Here is a 19,720-nt window from a genome sequence, read left to right as displayed (position 1 = left end):
GATCGATTTGGGCCGCAGCGCGTAATCCAATGCGCTAGCGGCCGCGCTCAGCCCGCTGTCGAGGATATCGCGAGCCTACTGGCGCGGCGGCTGTGTCCGTGCCCCAAATTCCACCCATTCGGCCGTCACTAAGCCCCCGGGGGGAGGCCTTTGCCTGCCGCGGTGGGACTGCTGGACTGATGATGGATTCAAGGCGAATTGTGGTGCTGGCAGCGATTGCGCTGCTCGCCTTCAGCACCGGCATGGCCGCAGGCTCGCCCGCCAAGACCAAGCCCGCCGCGCTCGCGCCTGCCGCCGCGCCGCCTCCGCCGGCCGAGCCGCTGCCACCCCCGAAAATCTACCTGTTTCGCGGCGCCATGGGGCCGATCTTCTCGACCGGCATGGACCGGCTCAGCGAGAAGCTGACGCAGGCCGGTTTTTCGGCCGATGTCTATGAATTCACCATCTGCCGATGGATCGGTAATCGCGCCATCGCGAGCTACAAGGAATCGCCGGCGCCGATCGTGCTGATCGGCCATTCCATGGGCGGGTTGTGCTCGGTGATCATCGCCGAGATGGCAGCCAAGGAGAACATTCCGATCAGTCTCGTCATCACTATCGACCCCGCGCATGCGACCGACGACGTGCCGCTCAATGTCGAGCGCTTCATCAACATCTTCCTTTCCGACAGCGTGCTTGGCGGCGGTAACGTCGTGGCGGTGCCGGGCTTCCGTGGCCATTATGCGAGCTACGACCTCAAGGAGAACTCGCGGGTCAGCCACATCAATATCGAGAAGTCCGACGACATCCATCGCCAGATCCTCGAGATGGTGACGCAGTTGCCGCGCATTCCGCCCCAGACCGAGGCCGATGCCGTGCCGCTGCGCTATCTCGTGCCCGGCGAAACGCCGGTCGAATTGTGGGATAGCGGCGTGCGACTGCCGGTGCGCCGCGGCGACACCATGGAGAGCATCGCCGCCGCCAATCGCGTGCCGCTGTGGTCGCTCGCGCAGAGCAACTCGCTGCCGGAGAACGCACCGCTCACCCCCGGCCAGTCGATCATCGTCCCGCGTCATTTGACGCCGCCGGACACCGCCGCCGCGATGGCGGTGCCGCCGCCGGCTCCGTCCAGGCGCAAGTAGGGCGTTTTATCTCTCCGAAAGCTGCGGGCGGTTGAAACTCGTCATGCCCGGGCTTGTCCCGCCTGCGCGGCCGAGCCGCTTCGTGGAGGCGAAGGCCCGGGCTTTCACGTTCTTGTTGCCGCGGGAAAGATCGTGGATGGCCGGGACAAGCCCGGCCATGACGTCAAGTCAAGATTAAACATTCGACCCATTGATCGCGTCGATCACGGCGTCGGTCACCTCTTTCGTCGACGCAGTTCCGCCGACGTCGGGTGTCAGCACGCCGGCCGCGCAGACGCGCTCGACCGCCGCCATCAGCCGCACCGCGGCGTCCGTCTCGCCGAGATGCTCGAGCATCTGCGCGCCGGTCCAGAACGTCGCCACCGGATTGGCGATGCCCTTGCCGGTGATGTCGAACGCCGAGCCGTGGATCGGCTCGAACATCGAGGGGAAGCGGCGCTCCGGATCGATGTTGCCGGTCGGCGCCACGCCGAGGCTGCCCGCCAGCGCGCCGGCGAGGTCGGAGAGGATGTCGGCGTGGAGGTTGGTCGCAACGATGGTGTCGAGGCTCTTGGGATGCAGCGTCATGCGCACCGTCATGGCGTCGACCAGCATCTTGTCCCAGGCGACGTCAGGGAATTCGGCCGCGACCTCGGCTGCGATCTCATCCCACATCACCATGCCGTGGCGCTGCGCGTTCGACTTGGTCACCACGGTCAGGAACTTGCGCAGGCGCGACTGCGCCAGCTTGAATGCATAGCGCATGATCCGCGTCACGCCGACGCGGGTGAACACCGCCACTTCGGTGCCGACTTCTTCCGGCAGGCCACGATGAGCGCGGCCGCCCATGCCGGCATATTCGCCTTCCGAATTCTCGCGCACGATCACCCAGTCGAGATCGCCGACGCCGACATTGCGCAGCGGCGAGGCGACGCCCGGGAGGATCTTGGTTGGCCGCACATTGGCGTATTGATCAAAACCCTGGCAGATCGGCAGGCGCAGGCCCCACAGCGTGATGTGGTCGGGCACGTCGGGCGCCCCGACCGCGCCGAAATAGATCGCGTCAAATTTCTTGAGTTCAGCGAGACCGTCGGCCGGCATCATCACGCCGTGTTTCTTGTAATAGTCCGAGCCCCAGTCGAACGTCTTGATATTGAAGGCGATATCGCCGCTGCGTTTTGCAAGTGCCTCCAGCACGCGAATTCCGGCCGAGATGACCTCGGGCCCGATGCCATCAGCGGGAATCGCTGCAATCGAATGGGTGCGCATGGAAAAACTCCGTTAGGGATATCAGCGGGATTGCGTGACGGGTTCGGCGGGCGCGGTCTGCGCCCGCGACAATAGCAGGGTGAGCACGTTGAGAGAACGAGCAGGCCGGCAACGAATTAAGCCCGTCGGCGGGCTGCCGCTGGCAGCCGTATGCCTGCGCAGCTATGCGCGGTAGACGTGAGGAGCTATGACGTTGGCCTGGACAGAAGGTGCGATGCGATGACCGGTCAGAAAGCTTCGAACGAATTGCGGGTTGCGATCGCCGGATTGGGCTCGATCGGCAGCAAGATCGCGACTGCGCTCGATCAGGGCATCGAGGGGCTGGTGCTTTCGGCCGTCGCGGTGCGCGATGCCGCAAAGCATCAGCCTTTCCTGAAAAGCCTTCGCCATCCGCCGCTGGTTTTGCCGATCGAGCAACTCGGCGACGTCGGCGATATCGTCGTCGAATGCGCGCCGAGCAGCCAACTGCGCGCGATCGTCGAGCCCGCGGTGAAACGCGGCAAGGCCGCAATCGTCGTCAGCGTCGGCGGGCTGCTCGACAATTTTGATCTCGTCGATCTCGCCCGCGCCAATGGCGGCCGCATCATGGTGCCGACCGGCGCGCTGATCGGCCTCGATGCCGTCAACGCCGCCGCGATCGGCACCATCCATTCGGTGAAGATGGTCACGCGCAAGCCGATCGACGGGCTAAAGGGTGCGCCGTTCATCGTCCAGAACAACATCGATATCGATCATCTGCGCGAGCCGCTGAAGCTGTTCGAAGGCACGGCGCGCGAGGCCGCAAAAGGCTTTCCGGCCAATCTCAATGTCGCGGTGGCGCTGTCGCTCGCGGGCGTCGGGCCCGACCGCACGCAGGTGCAGATCTGGGCCGACCCGACCGTGACGCGCAACGTTCACCGCATCGAGGTCGAGGCGGATTCCGCGCGCTTCTCGATGGCCATCGAGAACATCCCGTCCGAAAATCCCAAGACCGGGTTGATCACGGCGCTGTCGGTGATCGCGCTGCTGCGTAAGCAGCGCGCCACGCTGTCCGTGGGGACGTGATTCTCAAGCGCCGGTGACGCGCCAGATCACGTTGCCGACGTCGTCGGCCATCAGCAGCGATTTATCCGGGCCGATCGCCACGCCGACCGGGCGGCCGTAGGACTCTTTCTCGTCCGGCGCCAGGAAGCCCGACAGGATGTCGCGCGCCGGGCCGGAGGGTTTGCCGTTCTCGAACGGGATGAACACCACCTTGTAGCCGGACAGCGTGCTCCGATTCCACGAGCCGTGCTGGCCGATCACCATGCCGTCCGGAAAGCCCGGCAACGTACCCGCCGGCATCCAGCACAGGCCGAGCGACGCGGTGTGGCCGCCCAGGGCGTAATCGGGCGTGAGCGCCTTGGCGACCATCGCCGGATCCTGCGGGACGCGATCGTCGACCGTCTTGCCCCAGTAGCAATAGGGCCAGCCGTAGAAGCCACCGTCGCGCACCGAGGTGAGATAGTCCGGCGGCGTCTCGTCGCCGAGCCCGTCGCGCTCGTTGACGACGGTCCACAGCACATTCGTGGTTGGCTCCCAGGCCAATCCAACCGGATTGCGCAGACCGCCGGCGAAGATGCGATGGGTGCCGGCCTCGAGATCGAGCTCGTAGACCGCGGCGCGGCCTTGCTCGACCTCCATGCCCATCTCGGCAATGTTGGTGAGCGAGCCGACGCCGGCATAGAGCTTCTTGCCGTCGGGACTTGCCAGCAGGCTCCGGGTCCAGTGTCCGCTCGGCTTGAAATTGGTGAGCCGCTTGCCCGGCGCGGTGATGCGGTCGGCATTCGCGACATAGGGAAACGCCATCACGCCGTCGGTGTTGCCGACATAAAAGGTGTCGCCGACCAGCGCCATGCCGAACGGCTGGCTCAGGTTTTCCATGAAGGCGCCGCGCATTTCGGCGATGCCGTCGCCGTCCTTGTCGCGCAACAGCGTGATGCGGTTGGCGCTGACGCCGAGCGCCGCGGCGCGGCGCATCGTCGCCTGCATCGCGTAGTGAAACACGCTCCGCGGGGTGCCTGCGATCTGCGTCGCTTCGGCGATCAGAACGTCGCCATTGGGCAGCACCTCGATCCAGCGCGGGTGGTCGAGGCCGGTGGCGAACGCATTGACCTTGAGACCGGGCGCGGCCGTCGGCTTCTGGCCCTCGCTCCAGCCCCGCGCGCTGGGCATCTTCAGGGTCGGCAGCGCCCCTTGCGGCTTTGCTTCGGGAATCGCCGGCGCCTCGCCCCAGGCCGGGGCGGGCGCGGTCCCCGACAGCTTTCGCCATTGCAGCGCGAGGCCGCCGACGAATGCGACGAATTGCGCAAAGATGCTGGAAAAAGTCATGAGAGGCCCCTGTTTGCGCGCGCATCCAACTTGGTGGCGACGAAAAGGTCAACCTTCGCGGAACTCAGTGCAGCTTTATTGTCGTGGAATGGCAGCCGACCGAATTTGCATGGACAGCAGGCGTTCAGCGGCCGATCTGCCGCTCCAGCCCGCGCGCCGCGCGAAACTCGTCGAGGTGATGGATGTTCGCCGCAAGCGCGGCCTCCTTGGACAGGAGATGATAGACCCGCGCGACCACGCGCTGCTTCTGCTTCGTCCGCCCGCGCGGCAGCGCCCGCGCCTTGCGGACGGCGGTGACCGCGTGCTCGCGAAAGTAATCGTAGGCGTCCGACATGGCTCGATGCTCTGCAGCTATTGCATGCTTCGAGCGGCTAACGGGCGAGCGGAGGGGCGGTTCCTTGTCCGGGAGATGGCTGCGTGCGCGAAAAACTCTCCGTGTCGTCCCGGCGAAGGCCGGGACAACATTGGGAGATGTGGGCGCTTGCTACGCTCGCAACGGTCGCGCCGTCGCTCCGCGCCTCAGCGCGGCGACAAGAACGGAATGATCATCGGCACCCGGCGGCAATAGGCGCCGTAGGCGTCCTCGCCGAGCTCCTTTGACAGGAACACCTCTTCCATCCGGCCCTTCTGCCACATGCCGAGCGAGATCAGGATGGCGCCGAGGATCGTCGTGACCATGCCGATCGCGATGCCGGTGACGAGCATGCCGAAGATCAATCCCGTGTAGATCGGGTGACGCACGATGCCGTAAGGGCCGGTGTCGATGACGCGGTGGTCTTCCTTGTGAGTGATGGTGTTGGACCAGAATTTTCCGAGATGCAGCCGGCCCCACCAGGCGAAGGCGATGCCGGCGATCGAGAGGATCGCGGCGAAGGCGATCCCGGTGTTGCCGAGCACCCAGAGCGGCTTCCAGCCCAGGATCTCCGCAACCCACGGTGTGTACAGGATGCCGCCGACCAGGATCGGCAGGCTGTAGCGCTGCGACTCCAGCGTCATGACCTGCTTCTTGGTCCGGCCCTGCCAGAACGAGGCGCCCACCCAGCTGGCGAGAAAGGCGAGCCAGATCAGCGCCAGCAGTTCGGTCGGCCAGGCCGTGGTCCAGCCGCCCCAGGCGACGGAGAGAAGTTTGCTGAAATCGAAGGACATGCGGAAAGGTTCTTTGGTTTGGGCGGCGGCCTCAGCTCGCGCGTGAGGACAGCGCGTGATGCTTGATGGCGTCGGAGGGCTGCTGGCCGTTGCGGGCGAGCAGATGGGTGATGGTTTCGTGCAGCACCGGCTCGATCGGGCGCGGCGCATAGCCGAGCTCGGTGCGCGCCTTGCCGATCGAAAGATCGCTCGCGGCAAGCGCAATGCGCACGCCTTCGGCGGTGCCGTTCGGCGGCCGGCGCGTGACGTGATCGGAGAGATATTCGAGCAGGATGCCGGAGAACTCGGCGATCCTGCCGGGAACGACGACCGGAAACTGCCGGCGGCCGCTCATCGCGGACATCATCCTCAGGATCTGGCCGAGCCGGACGCAATCGCCGCCGAGGATGTAGCGCTGGCCGGCGCGGCCGCGCTCCATCGCCAGCACCAGGCCCATGGCGACGTCGCGGACGTCGACGAGATTGACCAGGAAGTCGAGATGCGGCTGCACCTTCTTCTGCAGGAAGTACCACAGCATCGCGGTCGGCGGCGTCAGATTGTGGTCGGCGGCGCCGATCGGCATGGTCGGCGTGCCGATCACGAGCGGGAAGCCCGCGGCCGCAGCCTTCGCGGCGTGATGTTCGGCGAGCGACTTCGAGCGCGTATAGGCGCCGGGCATCGCGTCCGCCGGCTGCAGAGCCTCTTCGGCGGGCGTGCCATTGAGGTTCGAATAGGGAAACAGGATCGATTCCGTCGAGCAGTGCAGGAAGCGCGACACGCCGCGCTTCATCGCGGATGCGAGCACCACCTCGGTGCCGCGGTAATTGACGTCGTGGAAGGCCTGCTTGTCGGCGACCCACATGCCGGGCAGGCCGGCGAGATGGTAGACCTGATCGACGCCGGCAACCGCGGCATCGACCGCGCCACTATCCAGCACCGATCCCTGCGCATATTCAACGTCCGCGCTCGCCGCGGCCGGCGGCCGGACGTCGAGCACGCGCACCCGCTGCCCACGGGCGCGGAGCGCTTCGACGAGATGCTGTCCGATGAAACCACTGCCACCGGTAACCAGGACGAGAGTCATGAAGAAGGTTTGCTGTTCCGCTCTGGAAGCTATCGGGTTGAAAGGGAGCTGGTCGGAAGAGGCGCGAGAATCGCAGCGAGATCGCGACGAAAACCCAGTGCAATGAATAATTTTGCCATGACGAACATCGGTCCAAGCAGGAAATGGGTGGGGTGGTCGACCATTGACGGCTGCCGCTCCTCAAATACCCTGTGGCCGACGATCTGCGATGCGATACCAGACCCGATCAGCACCGCAAAAATCGACCACATGATGGCGAGCGAGACCTGATTGCCGATTGCGGTTGCGACCGAAAGCAGCACGATCATCGCCGCGAGGATGCCGAGGCCAATCCCGGCGTCCAGCATCAGCCAATATACCAGCACCGGCAGGGCCAAAATCACCGCCAGGCTCACCTCGATCCCGAATATCTGGAAATGGACCAGCGTCAGCGGCAGCGTCGCACCGGTGAAGAGCAGGAGAATGCCGACCACATGCATCACGCAATTCCAGGGATCGCGGTGGTATTCGACATAATCCGCCAGTTGGCGTTGAAAATAGCCAGCCATCTCGGTCTCGTGCAGCACAGGGTCGGGGAAGGACGAAAACAGGCTATAGCACCGGAGTGGGCAGTGCACAAACCGGCACTATTGTCGCGCAGAACCGTGCTGTCGCGCTGTGAGACAGGTCACAAAATGGCCGGACTTCAAAGGGTTCCGTCAGGCGCCGAGGCGCGCACGCTCAATGTTTCCTGGCGGGCTTTTTCGTCGCGGGCGCGGGTGCCGCAGCGGGGCGCGCCGGCTCGTCCTCGGGCAGCTTGGCAAAGGTGAGGATTTGCAGCTGGCCATTGACCGCGGAGGTCGGCCGGGCGCGATCGAGCAACTGCTCCTCGCCCAGCCCGATCGGCTGAAGCCGCTTGGTCGAAATCTTGAACGTGTTCACCAGCACGTCGCGGATCGCGTCCGCCCGGCGCTGGCTCAGGATCGCATTGGCCTCTCGTGTCTTCGTATTGGATTCGACATGGCCGACGATCAGGAACGTGTAGGGCAGCAGCGAGGCGTGCACCAGCGCGTCCGCGAGCCGGCCGACGGTCTGGTAGGAGTCCGGCTGGATGATCGGCGTGTCGGCGTCGAACTGGATCTGCGCGGTGAAGGTGGGCAGCTTGGCGAGGTCGGGCGCGATCAGCGGACGGTTCACCGGCCCCGGATCGTTCTTGATCCTGGCCTTGGCCCGCTCCATCACCTGCTGCTTCAGCGCGGGAATATCGACCTCGGCGGCCTCCTCGAAATGATTGAGCTTGCCGACGATGTCGTCGCGGGTCGGCGGAGCCGTCTGCCCGGCTGCGGCGCCCGCGAGCAAAGCAAGACCAAGAAAGCTACCGAGAGCGATGCCAATTCGGGAGGTGGTAAGCCCGGTCGCGCGCATCATCGGTATCCCGCGTCGTCGACGGCCTTCAGGCAGTTGTTGCTGATGCCCTTGGGCGTCGAGACCAGGCAGGGGACCGACTTGCTGGTCTCCTTGGTCGAGCCGCCGCAGATCTTGACGATTTCGCGCTGGCAGGCGTTCGCCACCGTGACGCGGGCGGCGACGCGCTTCAGGATGGCGTCGAACGCCGTGAGGTAGTCGGTCTGGCATTGCGGCGACAGCACGTCGCGGTTGCGGGACAGGCACTCCTTCAGCCGGGTCGAATCCGGATTGACGCCGCGGCAATTCGCCACGATTTCCGCGCCGCAACTTTTCGCCAGCAGCCCGAGCGAATCGCCAAAGCTCATGGTCTCCGCCGCCGCAAGCGACGGCATGACCAATGCCAGCAAGATCAGTGTGATGGGGCCCCGAACCATGGCCGCATCTGATACGGGGAAGTTCGCGGCGGTCAAGGGGCGTGGAAGGAAGAAACTCGGCGGCGTAACGCCGCCGCAACAGGGCCGGCCCTCACGCCCGCTGCACAAAGCTGTCCACGACCTTCTTCTCACCGGCCTTGTCGAAGGCGATGGTGAGCTTGTTGCCGTCGACCTTGGTGACGCGGCCGTAGCCGAATTTCTGGTGGAAGACGCGGTCGGCGAGCGAGAAATCCGAGGTCGTGCCGGTCGATTTGGCCACCAGTTCGCCCTCGATCGTCATCGGCCCGCGCCTGCGCGACGAGAAGCTGCCGAAATCCGGCGAGGACGAAAACGACGAGGTCTGTTCCTCAAAGCCACCCTGGCCGCCGCCACTGCGTCCGCCGCCGCGGTTGCGATTGGCCTGGGCGCGCTGCCAGCCCGGAGTCGAATAGGTGGAGCCGAACGCCTCCATGTCGTCGAAGCGCGAGGCCCCGTAGCCGCCTGTGCCGCCCCAAGCCGAGCCGCCCTTGGATTCCGTGATCTCGACATTGGCCGCAGGCAATTCGTCCAGGAAGCGCGACGGGATCGTGGTTGTCCAGGTGCCGTGGATCCGCCGGTTGGTCGCAAAATAGATCTTGGCGCGACGCCTCGCACGGGTCAGGCCGACATGGCCGAGGCGACGCTCTTCCTCGAGGCCGGCGCGACCCTGTTCGTCCAGCGTGCGCTGGCTCGGGAATAGGCCTTCCTCCCAGCCGGGCAGGAACACGTTGTCGAATTCGAGCCCCTTGGCCGAATGCAGCGTCATCAGCGACACCGCATCCTCGTCGGCGCCGCTGTCGCGGTCCATCACCAGCGAAATGTGTTCGAGAAATCCTTGCAGGTTCTCGAACTCCTCCATCGAGCGCACGAGCTCTTTCAAGTTCTCCAGCCGGCCGGCAGCGTCCGCCGAGCGGTCCTTCTGCCACATCTCGGTGTAGCCGCTCTCGTCGAGCACGATCTGGGCGAGATCTGTATGCGCGGTGACCTCGCGCTGCGCGCGCCAGCGGTCGAACTGGGTGACGAGATCGCGCAGTGACCCGCGTGCCTTCGGCTTCAATTCGTCGGTGTCGACCACGGCACGCGCGGCCTCGAACAGCGGAATGCGGCGCTTGCGGGCGTGATCGTGCAGCATCTGCACGGTGGCATCGCCCAAGCCCCTCTTGGGGGTGTTGACGATGCGCTCGAAGGCGAGATCATCGGCGGGTGAATTGATCACGCGCAGATAAGCCAGCGCGTCGCGGATTTCGGCGCGCTCGTAGAAGCGCGGGCCGCCGATCACGCGATAGGGCAGCCCGAGCGTGACGAAGCGATCTTCGAACTCGCGCATCTGGTAGGACGCGCGCACGAGAATCGCGATCTCGTTGAGCTTGTCGCCTTGGCGCTGGATCTGCTCGATCTCCTCGCCGATGCCGCGCGCTTCCTCTTCCGAATCCCACGATCCCGTCACCGTGACCTTCTCGCCGTCCTGGTCCTCAGTGCGCAGCGTCTTGCCGAGCCGGCCTTCATTGTGCGCGATCAGGTGCGAGGCGGCGGCGAGGATGTGGCCGGTCGAGCGGTAGTTGCGCTCGAGGCGAATGACCTTGGCGCCGGGAAAATCGTGCTCGAAACGCAGGATGTTGTCGACCTCCGCCCCGCGCCAGCCATAGATCGACTGGTCGTCGTCGCCGACGCAGCAGATGTTTTTGACATGGGGGGCGGCCACTGGCGCGCTAACCGCATGCTCCGTCATTCCGGGGCGATGCGTTGCATCGAACCCGGAATCTCGAGCTGATGGCCCATCTCCGGATTCCGGGTTCGGCTCTTCGAGGCGCCCCGGAATGACAGTAGGGGCGGTTGGCTTCGTCGGCGCCTGCGACAGCAGCCGCAGCCACAGATACTGCGCGACGTTGGTGTCCTGGTATTCGTCGACCAGGATGAATTTGAAGCGCTGTTGATACTGCCGGAGGATGTCCGGGTGCTCGCGGAAGATGCGGATGTCTTCCAGCAGCAGATCGCCGAAATCGGCGGCGTTCAGGATCTTCAGCCGTTCCTGGTAGCTCGCATAGAGCTTGCCGCCCTTGCCGTTGGCGAACGTTGCGGCTTCGCCGGCGGGCACCTGCGACGGCGTCAGGCCGCGGTTCTTCCAGCCGTCGATCAGCCCGGCCAGCATCCGCGCCGGCCAGCGCTTGTCGTCGATGTTGTCGGCTTGCAAGAGCTGCTTCAGGAGCCGCACCTGGTCGTCGACGTCGAGCACGGTGAAGTTCGACTTGAGCTGCGCCAGCTCCGCATGGGTGCGTAGGATGCGGCCGCCGATGGAGTGGAAGGTGCCGAGCCACGGCATGCCCTCGACGGCCTGGCCGAGCATCTGGCCGAGCCGGTGCTTCATCTCACGCGCGGCCTTGTTGGTGAAGGTCACCGACAGGATATCGCTCGGGCGGGCGCGGCCCTGGCTGAGGATATGCGCAATGCGCGTGGTCAGGACGCGAGTCTTGCCGGTGCCGGCGCCGGCCAGCACCAGAACCGGGCCGTCCAGCGTCTCCACGGCGTCGCGCTGCTCGGGATTGAGCCCGGACAAATATTTCGGTCCCACCGAGGCGCGCGCACGCGCGGCGATGCCGCCGGCCGCGGGCTGGTGGTCGGGGATGCTCTCGGGGATGATTTTGCTCGGCTCGGTCATGCGAATCATTTGGCCCCACGATGGCACCGCGGGGTGGAGGGGAGCCTATAGCAGGGATTGGTGGCTATATGGGGTCGCGGGGAGGGTTTTCCACGTGCGCCGGGCGCCGATTTGTTCCAAGCGGGCGCGCGAATTTCCGCATGGCCTGGTCCGGAACAATCGTTCCGAGGTCGAGATTGTCTCCGCAAGCGAGCCGTGGTGGCACGCCGCCCGATCGCAGACAGACATCAAGACAGAGGTTTGACCATGCTTGGCTGGGTTGTGACGTTTCTGGTTATCGCACTGATCGCCGGCATTCTGGGCTTTGGCGGCATTGCCGGCGCTTCAGTCGAAATCGCCAAGATCATCTTCTTCATCGCGGTCGTGCTGTTCCTGGTCTCGGCCGTGGTCGGTCTCGCCCGCGGCCGCAACAGGGTCTAGCGGTGTTATCCTCATGGTGAGGAGCGCGGAACGCGCGTCTCGAACCATGAAGGCCCGACTGTGGCCTTGCATCCTTCGAGACGCCCGCTTCGCGGGGCTCCTCAGGATGAGGAGTTAGAGCGTCACCGCTTCGAGGGCATCGCCACGCTCCGGCCGGTGCCCTCGGGCCGCGGCAGGGTGCCGTGGGTCTTGGCGATGCCTGCGATACGCTGCTGGATGTCGGGCGGAAACGGCGCAACGCGCCGCGCATTCATGTCTATGTGGAGCGACATGTTCTCGGACGTGGCCGACAGCCAGCCCTCGGTGGCGTGCCTCAGCTCCTCGAACGTATGCAGCCGCTTGTCGTCGGCCTCCAGCAACCACACCAGAATCTGCACGGGATCGCCGAGGTGGATCTCGCGCAAGTAACGCACATGGCATTCGGCGGTGAAGGTCGAGCCGTGGCGCTCCGTCTTGTAGGTGGGCCCAATCCCGAGCTCGAGCCAGAACTCGTCGATCGCCCGGTCGAACATCACGTTGTAATAGGCCATGTTGAGATGGCCGTTATAGTCGATCCATTGCGGCTCGATCTGCATGGTCGATGAGCGGAACGGTTCGGGCTTGAGCGCAGCTTTGGCAGTCTCCGGCATGTGTCCGTCCCTTGCTATGCGTCCGGTCGCTTGACTTGACCGGTGAGATGTCCTTTGCCACGGTTTGTCTCGTCGGGAGGACTATCCGTGGGTACGACCATCACCAATAATCCGCCGCGGCCGGCGCCGAAAGCCCTCGCGAGCGCGCTGGAGCAGCTCGCCGCACGCTTCGGCAACCGCCTCATCACCTCGCAGGCTGTTCGCGAGCAGCACGGCCACACCACGACATGGATCGCCAACCAGCCGCCGGACGGCGTGGTGATGGCGCAGGACACCGCCGACATCCAGGACGTGGTGCGGATCTGCGCCAAGAACGGCGTGCCGGTCATCGCCTTCGGCACCGGCACTTCGCTTGAGGGCCAGGTCAATGCGCCCGCCGGCGGCATCTCGATCGATCTGCGCGACATGAACAAGGTGCTCGCCGTTCACGCCGAGGACCTCGACTGCGTGATCCAGCCCGGCGTGACGCGCAAGGCGCTGAACGAGCATCTGCGCGACCAGGGCCTGTTCTTCCCGATCGATCCCGGCGCGGACGCTTCGCTGGGCGGCATGGCCTCGACCCGCGCCTCCGGCACCAATGCGGTGCGTTACGGCACCATGCGAGACAGCGTGATCGCGCTCAAGGTGGTGCGCGGCGACGGCGAGATCATCACGACCGGCACGCGCGCCAAGAAATCCGCGGCCGGCTACGACCTCACGCATCTGTTCGTCGGCGCCGAAGGCACGCTCGGCATCATCTCGGAATTGACCATCCGCCTGCGCGGCATCCCGGAGACGATCGCGGCCGGCGCGGTGTCGTTCGAGACCGTGCACGGGGCGTGTCAGGCCGTGATCCTGGCGATCCAGACCGGCATTCCCGTGGCGCGCATCGAACTGCTCAACGCCGCCCAGGTGAAGGCCTGCAACGCCTATTCGAAGCTGACGCTGCCGGAGACGCCGCTCTTGCTGATGGAATTCCACGGCAGCGAGATCGAGGTCGGCGAGCAGTCCAAGGCCTTCGGCGAGATTGCCAAGGAATGCGGCGGCGGCGATTTCTCCTGGACCACCAAGCCGGAGGATCGCACAAAACTGTGGCAGGCGCGGCACGACGCCTATTGGTCGGTGAAGGCGCTGCGGCCCGGCGACAGCATCGGCGTGGTCGCGACCGACGTCTGCGTGCCGATCTCGCGGCTCGCCGAATGCGTCGGCGAGACCGAGGAAGATCTCAAGCGGCTCAATTTGTTGTCGCCGATCGTCGGCCATGTCGGCGACGGCAATTTCCACTGCTCGCTGGTCTGCGACACCAACGACCCCGACGAGATGGCGCGCGGCGAGGAGTTCATGCACCGTTTGGTCGAGCGCGCGCAGGCGATGGACGGCACCTGCACCGGCGAGCACGGCATCGGCCAGGGCAAGCAGAAATATCTCAGGGCGGAACTGGGCCCGGAGGCGCTGGACGCCATGCGTGCGCTGAAAAAGGCACTCGATCCGCAGAACATCTTCAATCCCGGCAAGATCGTGCCGGAGGCGTAGCGCACGGCGTTGCGCCCGTTTATGCTCGTTCCGTTACCACGGAGCGAGGCAATGCGGTGGTTTGCGCGCACGACGCGGAAAGACATCTGGGACGAACCGATCGAGTCGCCGCTCGGCGACATCGACGCGGCTGAGCGCATCCGCGCCATCTGTCATGCCGCGAGCGCAGCTGCTTCGCGGAGCGACAAGCGCGAGAGCGAGCGCTATGAGCGCGCCGCGAAAGTCGCGATGGAAATCGCGATGAAGATCTCGGATGACCTGATGCGCGACGACGCCGTCCACCGCATCGTCGGTCTCTGCATGACAGCCAACGACACCAAGACCGCGCAGATCCTGTATCGCGCGATCCACGCCAGCTGGATCCGCGAGACGATCCAGCGCGATCATCCGACGTTGTCTTCGTAATCGCTCATTGTTGCTGCGAACGCGGTGCGCTCCCTGCCCCGCTTGCGAGGGAGGGCCGGGGAGAGGGTGCTTCCGCAACGGGGATAATCCTCAAGAGGAGAGAGCCCTCACCCGGCGCGCAAAGAGCGCGCCGACCTCTCCCGCAAGCGGGAGAGGTGAAGCGAGTTCGCGGCTCAACCGGTGTAACTCAATGCTATTCCGCTTTTGCCAACGTTCGCACGGCCTCGTCCACGCTGTGGAAGACGTGCTCGCGGGACAGGACATCGAACAACCTGAACCGCTCGAACGCATCCTGCGCGCGCACCGACTCCAGCCGCGCCAGTGCCACCGTGACGCCCTGCTCGTTGCACGCCTTGAACACGTCGAGCAGGATCTGCGCGGCGGTGAAGTCGATCTCCACCATGCCGCTCGCCTCCAGCACCAGCAGTTGCGGCGTTGACGTGGTAAGAACCTTGCTCACGTCGCTGCGGAAGCTGGGCGCGTTGAGAAACGATAGCGGCGCCTGCAGCCCGATCACCGCGACGCCGGCGATGCGCTCGCCGGTGACGTGCGGATGGGTCGGCCACCAGATCGTCGTGCCGGGCACGCGCTCGAACTCGACCAGCCTGGCACGCGTCGTGCTCCAGATCCCGTGTAGCAGCGACAGCACGATGCCGAGGAACGCGCCCTGTTGGATCGGCAGCACGATGATCAGCGCGGCTGTTGCAACGATCAGCACAAACTCGCTGAAGGACTGGCGATAAATCGTGACGATCTGATTGAAGCGGATGATCCGCAGCGCGACGAACAGCAGGATGCCGCCGAGCGCTGCATCCGGAACGTGCTGCAACAGCCCGGTCCCGAACGCGAGCAGCGCCAGCACGATTGCCGCGGCGGCCAGCCCCGCAAGCTGCGACTGTCCGCCGGTCTCGGCGACGATCCCCGTCCGCGGCGGGCTGGCATTGACCGGGAACGCGCCGAACAGGCCGGCCAGCACGCCGCCAGCGCCGGCGCCGAGGAAGTCGCGATCGACATCGGCAGGCTTGTCGGGATCGGATGGGAACGACCGCGTCGTCGCAGCGGTCTGCACCATCACCACGATCGTGATCACGAAAGCGAGCGGCACCAGGCGCACCCATTGCTCCGGCGCAAGCTCAGGCAAGGTCGGTCGCGGCAGCGTGCCCGGCACCATGCCGACGACGTTGACGCCCTTGCTCTCGAGCCCCAGCCCGATTACCGCGAGCGTCGCGGCGACCAGCCCGATCAGCGCGCCGGGAAATTTGGGACTGATCTTCTCCGACATGAAGACCACCGCCAGCACGCCAAAGCCGATGCAAAAGGTCACGGGATTGGTCCGGCCGAGCTCGGTTGCGAGCACGCCGATGCGATCGAGCGTCGGGCCGTTTGGTGACTGCAATCCGAGCACGCCCGGTAATTGCGACACGATGATGTGCACCGAGATGCCGGCGAGAAAGCCGACCATGACGGGCACCGACAACAGATTGGCGATGCCGCCGAGCCGGAAAGCGCCGCCGGCGAGCATCATCGCGCCAACCATTAGCGCCAGCGCGATCGAAAGGCCCTGATATTCCGGCGAGCCGGTAGCGGCCAGTGCCGCAAGTCCGCCGGCGAAGATCGGCGTGATCGTGGAGTCCGCGCCCAGCGAGAGAAAGCGGTTGCCGCCGAGCAGCGCGAAGCCGACCGAGCCCGCCATGAAGGCGAAGAAGCCGATCTGCGGCGCGAAGCCGCCGAGCCGCGCGGTGGCCATCTGCTCGGGGATGGCAATCGCCGCGAGCGTCAGGCCTGCAATGAGATCGCCGGAGAGGGAATAGGATGCAAGCGACCGGAACACCGGCCATGCTTGCTTCGCTGTGTCTTTGGCGTGAGCGTCGTGCGGCATCGCTGTGAAGTCCCCGGAAAGCTGGCATCGGTCGTCAGACTACAGCATTTCCGGAATGGAAGGCGGCGGGGCGCGCAACTCCCCGGCCATCAACAGAATTGTCGCGGTGATGATTTGTTCTCTGCGGCCCCTCAGCCGTCATTGCGAGGAGATCTTGCGACGAAGCAATCCAGAATCTCTCCATGGAAACACTCTGGAGCGCTTCCCTTCATTCGCCATGACGGAGGACATCTTCGTCCTCCGTCTCGCACCTGCCTCAGTACCTGCCGCGGTCGCCGTGTCCCATCTCTCCGCCGCGGCCGCCGCCGCCACCCATGCCCATCCCTAGCCCGATGCCAACACCGATGCCGATGCCTTGCATCACGGCGCCGGGCGGCGGTCCTCGATCCGGCGGTGCGCGCTCGACGATCACTTCATCGGTGGGAGGCCGGCGCTTGGGCGGCGTGTCGACGACCTTGCGCTTGGGCGGCGGGGTATCGTCCACGCGCTTCTTGATGATCGGCGCGACGATCGGATTGATCGGCGTTGCCGGCGTTGAAGGCGTCGTGCACGGGCAGGTCGGCGCCAGCGCGACGGCGATCGGAGCAGGGGCCGCAGCCGCCGCGACCGGCAAGACGTAGTTGCGGTTCTGCACGCGCAACAACAGCCTGCGCGCGGTCGCCGCGAGGTCGCTGTTGTCCCAGTTGGCGAGATAGGCCTCGAATGAGGCGCGGGTGTTGATCGCGACCGCGCGATCCCATGCCAGCATCTGGCGCCGGCGTTCCAGCACGGTGCGCAGGCGCGGCGTGCGGACGTCCTGACCGTACAATTCGACATAGGCCTGATACGCCTGCACGGTGTCGTCGGCGAGCACGAGCTCATAGGCGACCTTGGCATCCTTGCCCTGCAAATCCTTGCGCCAGTCCTCGACGCTGCGCGTGGCGCTGGCGAGCGCCGTCGACGCTGCGCCCGGAGCAGGCGGCTGCTGGCCGCTGCTGTCGCCGAAGAACTTGAAGTCGGTCGTCAGTGACGAGCTTTCCCACGGGATCTGCCGTCCGTCGGTCGATTGCGCCACGGAGATGCGGATGCGCTTGAACACTTCCTCGATCGGGATGTTCGGCTGCTTCGCAACCGTCAAAGCCGCGGTGGTGTAGGGGCTGTCGAGGCCGGAGCCATCCTCGGCTTCCGCGCCGGGCGAGGTCGAATAGGAGATGAAGGTGCCCTGCGCGCCGGCCTTGGTGTCGACGATCGCAAGGCCGTGGCCGGCACCGCTCAGCGCCGGGAACGGATTGTTGCGGCAGGCATCGAGCATGAAGATGCGCGCACGCGTCGGCAGCGCGCCGAGCGTGTTGAGAAGGTCGTTCAGCCGCACCCCCTGAAGCGGAATGTCGGCCTCGCGTTTCGGATCGAGATCGACCGGGACCAGATAGTTCTCGCCGTCGATCTGGAGGCCGTGGCCGGCATAGAACACCAGCGCGGTGGTATCGGCGCCGCTGGCGCTGACCTTGCCGGCGAAATCGGAGATCGCCTGCCGCATCTCGCTCTGGCCCAGATTGGGCGCGGTGGTGACGTTGAAGCCGGCATTGCCGAGCAACTCCGCCATGCCCTTGGCATCGTTGGCGGCGTTGGGCAATTCCGACACCGTGCGATAGGCCGATTGCCCGATCACCAGCGCAAGCCGCGCTTCGGCCGCGGCATCTGTCGGGGTCATCATTTGTGTGAGCGCAAGAAGACCGGACGCAAGAAATAAATTGCAAAGGACTGGACGGCGCATCGTGTCACCTCCATCGGCAATGGCGCGAGGATGTCATCTTTTCTAGTGGTCCGCCATGACTCTGTCTGTGCGCTATCTCACGCTCTCGCGTGCCGCAAAATGGGGCAGGGGGTCTGCCGGAGCTGGCGCGTCAGGCAGTATCCCTTCAGAACAGGCCGCGGTCCCAGGGCGGGTCCGGCGAAAAGCGCGCGGCGAGAAAGTCGATGAAGGCGCGCACTTTTGCCGGCGGCCGGCGGTCGGGCAGGTAGACCGCATGCACCGCCGAGGACTGCATCTCCGGCTGGTCGAGCGGAAGTGCGACCAGCGTGCAGGCGCGCAAGTCGTCCGCGATGATGAAGGTGGGTTGTCGCGCCAGCCCAAGACCGGCCAGCGTTGCCGCGCGCAGCGCATCGCCGTTGTTGGCGCGCAGATTGCCGGAGACCTGGACCCGGATCTCGCCGTCCGCGCCGAACAGCCATTCCGCCGCGCTGGCCTGTTGCGACAGCGTATAGCCAAGACAATTATGTGCGGCGAGGTCGGCTACGCTGCGCGGCGTGCCGTGCTTCGCAAGATAAGAGGGCGCGGCGCAGACCACCAGGCGGTTCGGTGCGAGCCTTCGCGCCACCATGCTGGAGTCGCGCAGCTTGCCGATGCGGATGGCAAGGTCCCAGCCCTCCTCGGCGAGGTCGACGAGGCGGTCGTTGAGGCCTAGCTCGACCGTGACCTCGGGATAGCGTTCGGAGAACTCCGCGATGAGCGGCGCGATCTGCCTGGTGCCGAACACCACGGGCACGTTGACGCGCAGCAGCCCGCGCGGCTCGACGCGCTCGCGCGCGACAGCGGCGTCTGCGGCCTCCATGTCGGCGATAATTCGCTCCGAGGATTCGAGATAACTGCGTCCAGGCTCGGTGATCGACAGCCGCCGCGTGGTGCGGTGGAATAGCTTGATGCCGAGCCGCGCCTCAAGCGACGCGATGTGCTTCGTGACCATGGTCTGCGACAGGCCCATGGCCCGGGCCGCGCCGGACAGGCTGCCGTTCGCCGCCACCTTGGCGAAGACTTCCAGGCTGGTCAGGCGGTCGAGCATTCATCTCACTCTTATGGTGTGAGCTATATTTCCATAATAGCTGATTATCATCTCAACGGGAATAGATCAGAGTGCGCCGCAACAAGGAGATAGCCATGATCGATTCCCGTACCGCTCCCTACGCCGCGCTGATGCTGCGCGTCACCCTGGGCGCGCTCTTCCTGGCCCACGCCAGCCTGAAACTGTTCGTCTTCACCCCCGCCGGGACCGCAAAATTTTTCGGCAGCCTCGGCTTCCCGCCCGAACTCGCCTATCTCGTGATGACCGTGGAAGTGCTCAGCGGCATCGCTCTCATCCTCGGTGTCTGGACCCGCTATGCGGCGCTCGCCGCCATCCCGGTGCTGCTCGGCGCGATCTTCACGGTGCATGGTGCGGCTGGCTTCTTCTTCACCAATCCGAAGGGCGGCTGGGAATTCCCCGCCTTCTGGGCGATTGCACTCGCGGCGCAGGCGCTGCTCGGCGACGGTGCGTTTGCGCTGCGCCCCTCGCGCGATGTCGAGGCGGCGAACGGAAGCCTGAGCGCCGCGCTTTCGCGCTGATCTCGTTCCATCGTTGAATTGAGAGAGCTGCGGGATCCCGGTCCCGCAGCTTTTTGCTGCGTCCGCATCCATCTGCGTTCGGCATCGATTCATACC

Annotated in this window: 19 protein-coding genes; 6 read left to right on the top strand and 13 right to left on the bottom strand. The window is 65.4% G+C overall.

What is annotated here, in order from left to right:
- The first annotated feature begins 179 nt into the window (after window positions 1-179).
- Entirely contained in the window at window positions 180-1,121 is a 942-nt protein-coding gene (locus AC0L2O_RS05740) for a LysM peptidoglycan-binding domain-containing protein (protein WP_473369015.1), read from the top strand.
- A 174-nt stretch (window positions 1,122-1,295) separates the two neighbouring features.
- On the opposite strand, the gene AC0L2O_RS05735 is transcribed toward AC0L2O_RS05740, so the two are convergent.
- Entirely contained in the window at window positions 1,296-2,369 is a 1,074-nt protein-coding gene (locus tag AC0L2O_RS05735; RefSeq protein WP_473369014.1) for a tartrate dehydrogenase, read from the bottom strand.
- Between the two features lie 219 nt (window positions 2,370-2,588).
- On the opposite strand from AC0L2O_RS05735, the gene AC0L2O_RS05730 reads away from it, so the two are divergent.
- Complete coding sequence (locus AC0L2O_RS05730; RefSeq protein WP_473369013.1) at window positions 2,589-3,413, top strand: aspartate dehydrogenase; 825 nt, start codon at window positions 2,589-2,591, stop codon at window positions 3,411-3,413.
- Window positions 3,414-3,416: 3 nt separating this feature from the next.
- Here the strand turns inward: AC0L2O_RS05730 and AC0L2O_RS05725 are convergent, their stop codons facing one another.
- The 8 genes from AC0L2O_RS05725 to AC0L2O_RS05690 form a co-directional block, all read right to left on the bottom strand.
- Window positions 3,417-4,718: a PQQ-dependent sugar dehydrogenase gene (locus tag AC0L2O_RS05725; protein WP_473369012.1), complete on the bottom strand. Its 1,302-nt coding sequence runs from the start codon at window positions 4,716-4,718 to the stop codon at window positions 3,417-3,419.
- Between the two features lie 124 nt (window positions 4,719-4,842).
- On the bottom strand, window positions 4,843-5,052 hold the full coding sequence (locus tag AC0L2O_RS05720; protein WP_473369011.1) for a hypothetical protein: 210 nt from the start codon (window positions 5,050-5,052) through the stop codon (window positions 4,843-4,845).
- A 185-nt stretch (window positions 5,053-5,237) separates the two neighbouring features.
- A complete protein-coding gene (locus AC0L2O_RS05715) occupies window positions 5,238-5,864 on the bottom strand; it encodes a methyltransferase family protein (protein ID WP_369721759.1) in 627 nt (208 codons plus the stop codon).
- Window positions 5,865-5,895: 31 nt separating this feature from the next.
- On the bottom strand, window positions 5,896-6,927 hold the full coding sequence (locus AC0L2O_RS05710; protein ID WP_369721760.1) for an NAD-dependent epimerase/dehydratase family protein: 1,032 nt from the start codon (window positions 6,925-6,927) through the stop codon (window positions 5,896-5,898).
- A gap of 29 nt (window positions 6,928-6,956) precedes the next feature.
- A complete protein-coding gene (locus AC0L2O_RS05705; RefSeq protein ID WP_369721761.1) occupies window positions 6,957-7,493 on the bottom strand; it encodes an Mpo1 family 2-hydroxy fatty acid dioxygenase in 537 nt (178 codons plus the stop codon).
- A 154-nt stretch (window positions 7,494-7,647) separates the two neighbouring features.
- Entirely contained in the window at window positions 7,648-8,331 is a 684-nt protein-coding gene (locus AC0L2O_RS05700; protein WP_369721762.1) for an OmpA family protein, read from the bottom strand.
- Window positions 8,331-8,747: a hypothetical protein gene (locus AC0L2O_RS05695; RefSeq protein WP_473369010.1), complete on the bottom strand. Its 417-nt coding sequence runs from the start codon at window positions 8,745-8,747 to the stop codon at window positions 8,331-8,333. Before AC0L2O_RS05695 ends, AC0L2O_RS05700 begins: the two co-directional genes overlap by 1 nt.
- A 91-nt stretch (window positions 8,748-8,838) precedes the next feature.
- Window positions 8,839-11,430, bottom strand: coding sequence for an ATP-dependent helicase (locus AC0L2O_RS05690; RefSeq protein WP_473369009.1), 2,592 nt, complete (start codon window positions 11,428-11,430; stop codon window positions 8,839-8,841).
- Between the two features lie 237 nt (window positions 11,431-11,667).
- Between AC0L2O_RS05690 and AC0L2O_RS05685 the strand changes: the two genes are divergently transcribed.
- Window positions 11,668-11,841, top strand: a complete 174-nt coding sequence (locus AC0L2O_RS05685) for a DUF1328 domain-containing protein (protein WP_200512274.1) — start codon at window positions 11,668-11,670, stop codon at window positions 11,839-11,841.
- A gap of 122 nt (window positions 11,842-11,963) precedes the next feature.
- Here the strand turns inward: AC0L2O_RS05685 and AC0L2O_RS05680 are convergent, their stop codons facing one another.
- A complete protein-coding gene (locus tag AC0L2O_RS05680; RefSeq protein WP_473369008.1) occupies window positions 11,964-12,470 on the bottom strand; it encodes a thioesterase family protein in 507 nt (168 codons plus the stop codon).
- An 87-nt stretch (window positions 12,471-12,557) separates the two neighbouring features.
- Here AC0L2O_RS05680 and AC0L2O_RS05675 point away from each other — a divergent pair, with 87 nt between their 5' ends.
- Both AC0L2O_RS05675 and AC0L2O_RS05670 read left to right on the top strand, forming a co-directional pair.
- Window positions 12,558-13,982 (top strand): FAD-binding oxidoreductase, encoded by a 1,425-nt coding sequence (locus tag AC0L2O_RS05675; RefSeq protein ID WP_473369007.1) that lies wholly within the window; start codon window positions 12,558-12,560, stop codon window positions 13,980-13,982.
- Between the two features lie 51 nt (window positions 13,983-14,033).
- Complete coding sequence (locus AC0L2O_RS05670) at window positions 14,034-14,387, top strand: hypothetical protein (RefSeq protein WP_473369006.1); 354 nt, start codon at window positions 14,034-14,036, stop codon at window positions 14,385-14,387.
- A gap of 193 nt (window positions 14,388-14,580) precedes the next feature.
- On the opposite strand, the gene AC0L2O_RS05665 is transcribed toward AC0L2O_RS05670, so the two are convergent.
- The 3 genes from AC0L2O_RS05665 to AC0L2O_RS05655 form a co-directional block, all read right to left on the bottom strand.
- Window positions 14,581-16,266: a SulP family inorganic anion transporter gene (locus tag AC0L2O_RS05665; RefSeq protein ID WP_473369005.1), complete on the bottom strand. Its 1,686-nt coding sequence runs from the start codon at window positions 16,264-16,266 to the stop codon at window positions 14,581-14,583.
- 256 nt (window positions 16,267-16,522) lie between these two features.
- Window positions 16,523-18,019 (bottom strand): caspase family protein, encoded by a 1,497-nt coding sequence (locus AC0L2O_RS05660; protein ID WP_473369004.1) that lies wholly within the window; start codon window positions 18,017-18,019, stop codon window positions 16,523-16,525.
- A 145-nt stretch (window positions 18,020-18,164) separates the two neighbouring features.
- Entirely contained in the window at window positions 18,165-19,085 is a 921-nt protein-coding gene (locus AC0L2O_RS05655) for a LysR family transcriptional regulator (protein WP_473369003.1), read from the bottom strand.
- 95 nt (window positions 19,086-19,180) lie between these two features.
- On the opposite strand from AC0L2O_RS05655, the gene AC0L2O_RS05650 reads away from it, so the two are divergent.
- Window positions 19,181-19,624, top strand: a complete 444-nt coding sequence (locus AC0L2O_RS05650) for a DoxX family protein (protein WP_473369002.1) — start codon at window positions 19,181-19,183, stop codon at window positions 19,622-19,624.
- The last annotated feature ends 96 nt before the right edge of the window (window positions 19,625-19,720 follow it).

The organism is Bradyrhizobium sp. Kon10 (assembly GCF_055807395.1).
The sequence above is the reverse complement of the archived record's forward strand: the minus strand, read 5'-3'. Positions and strand labels throughout refer to the sequence as shown.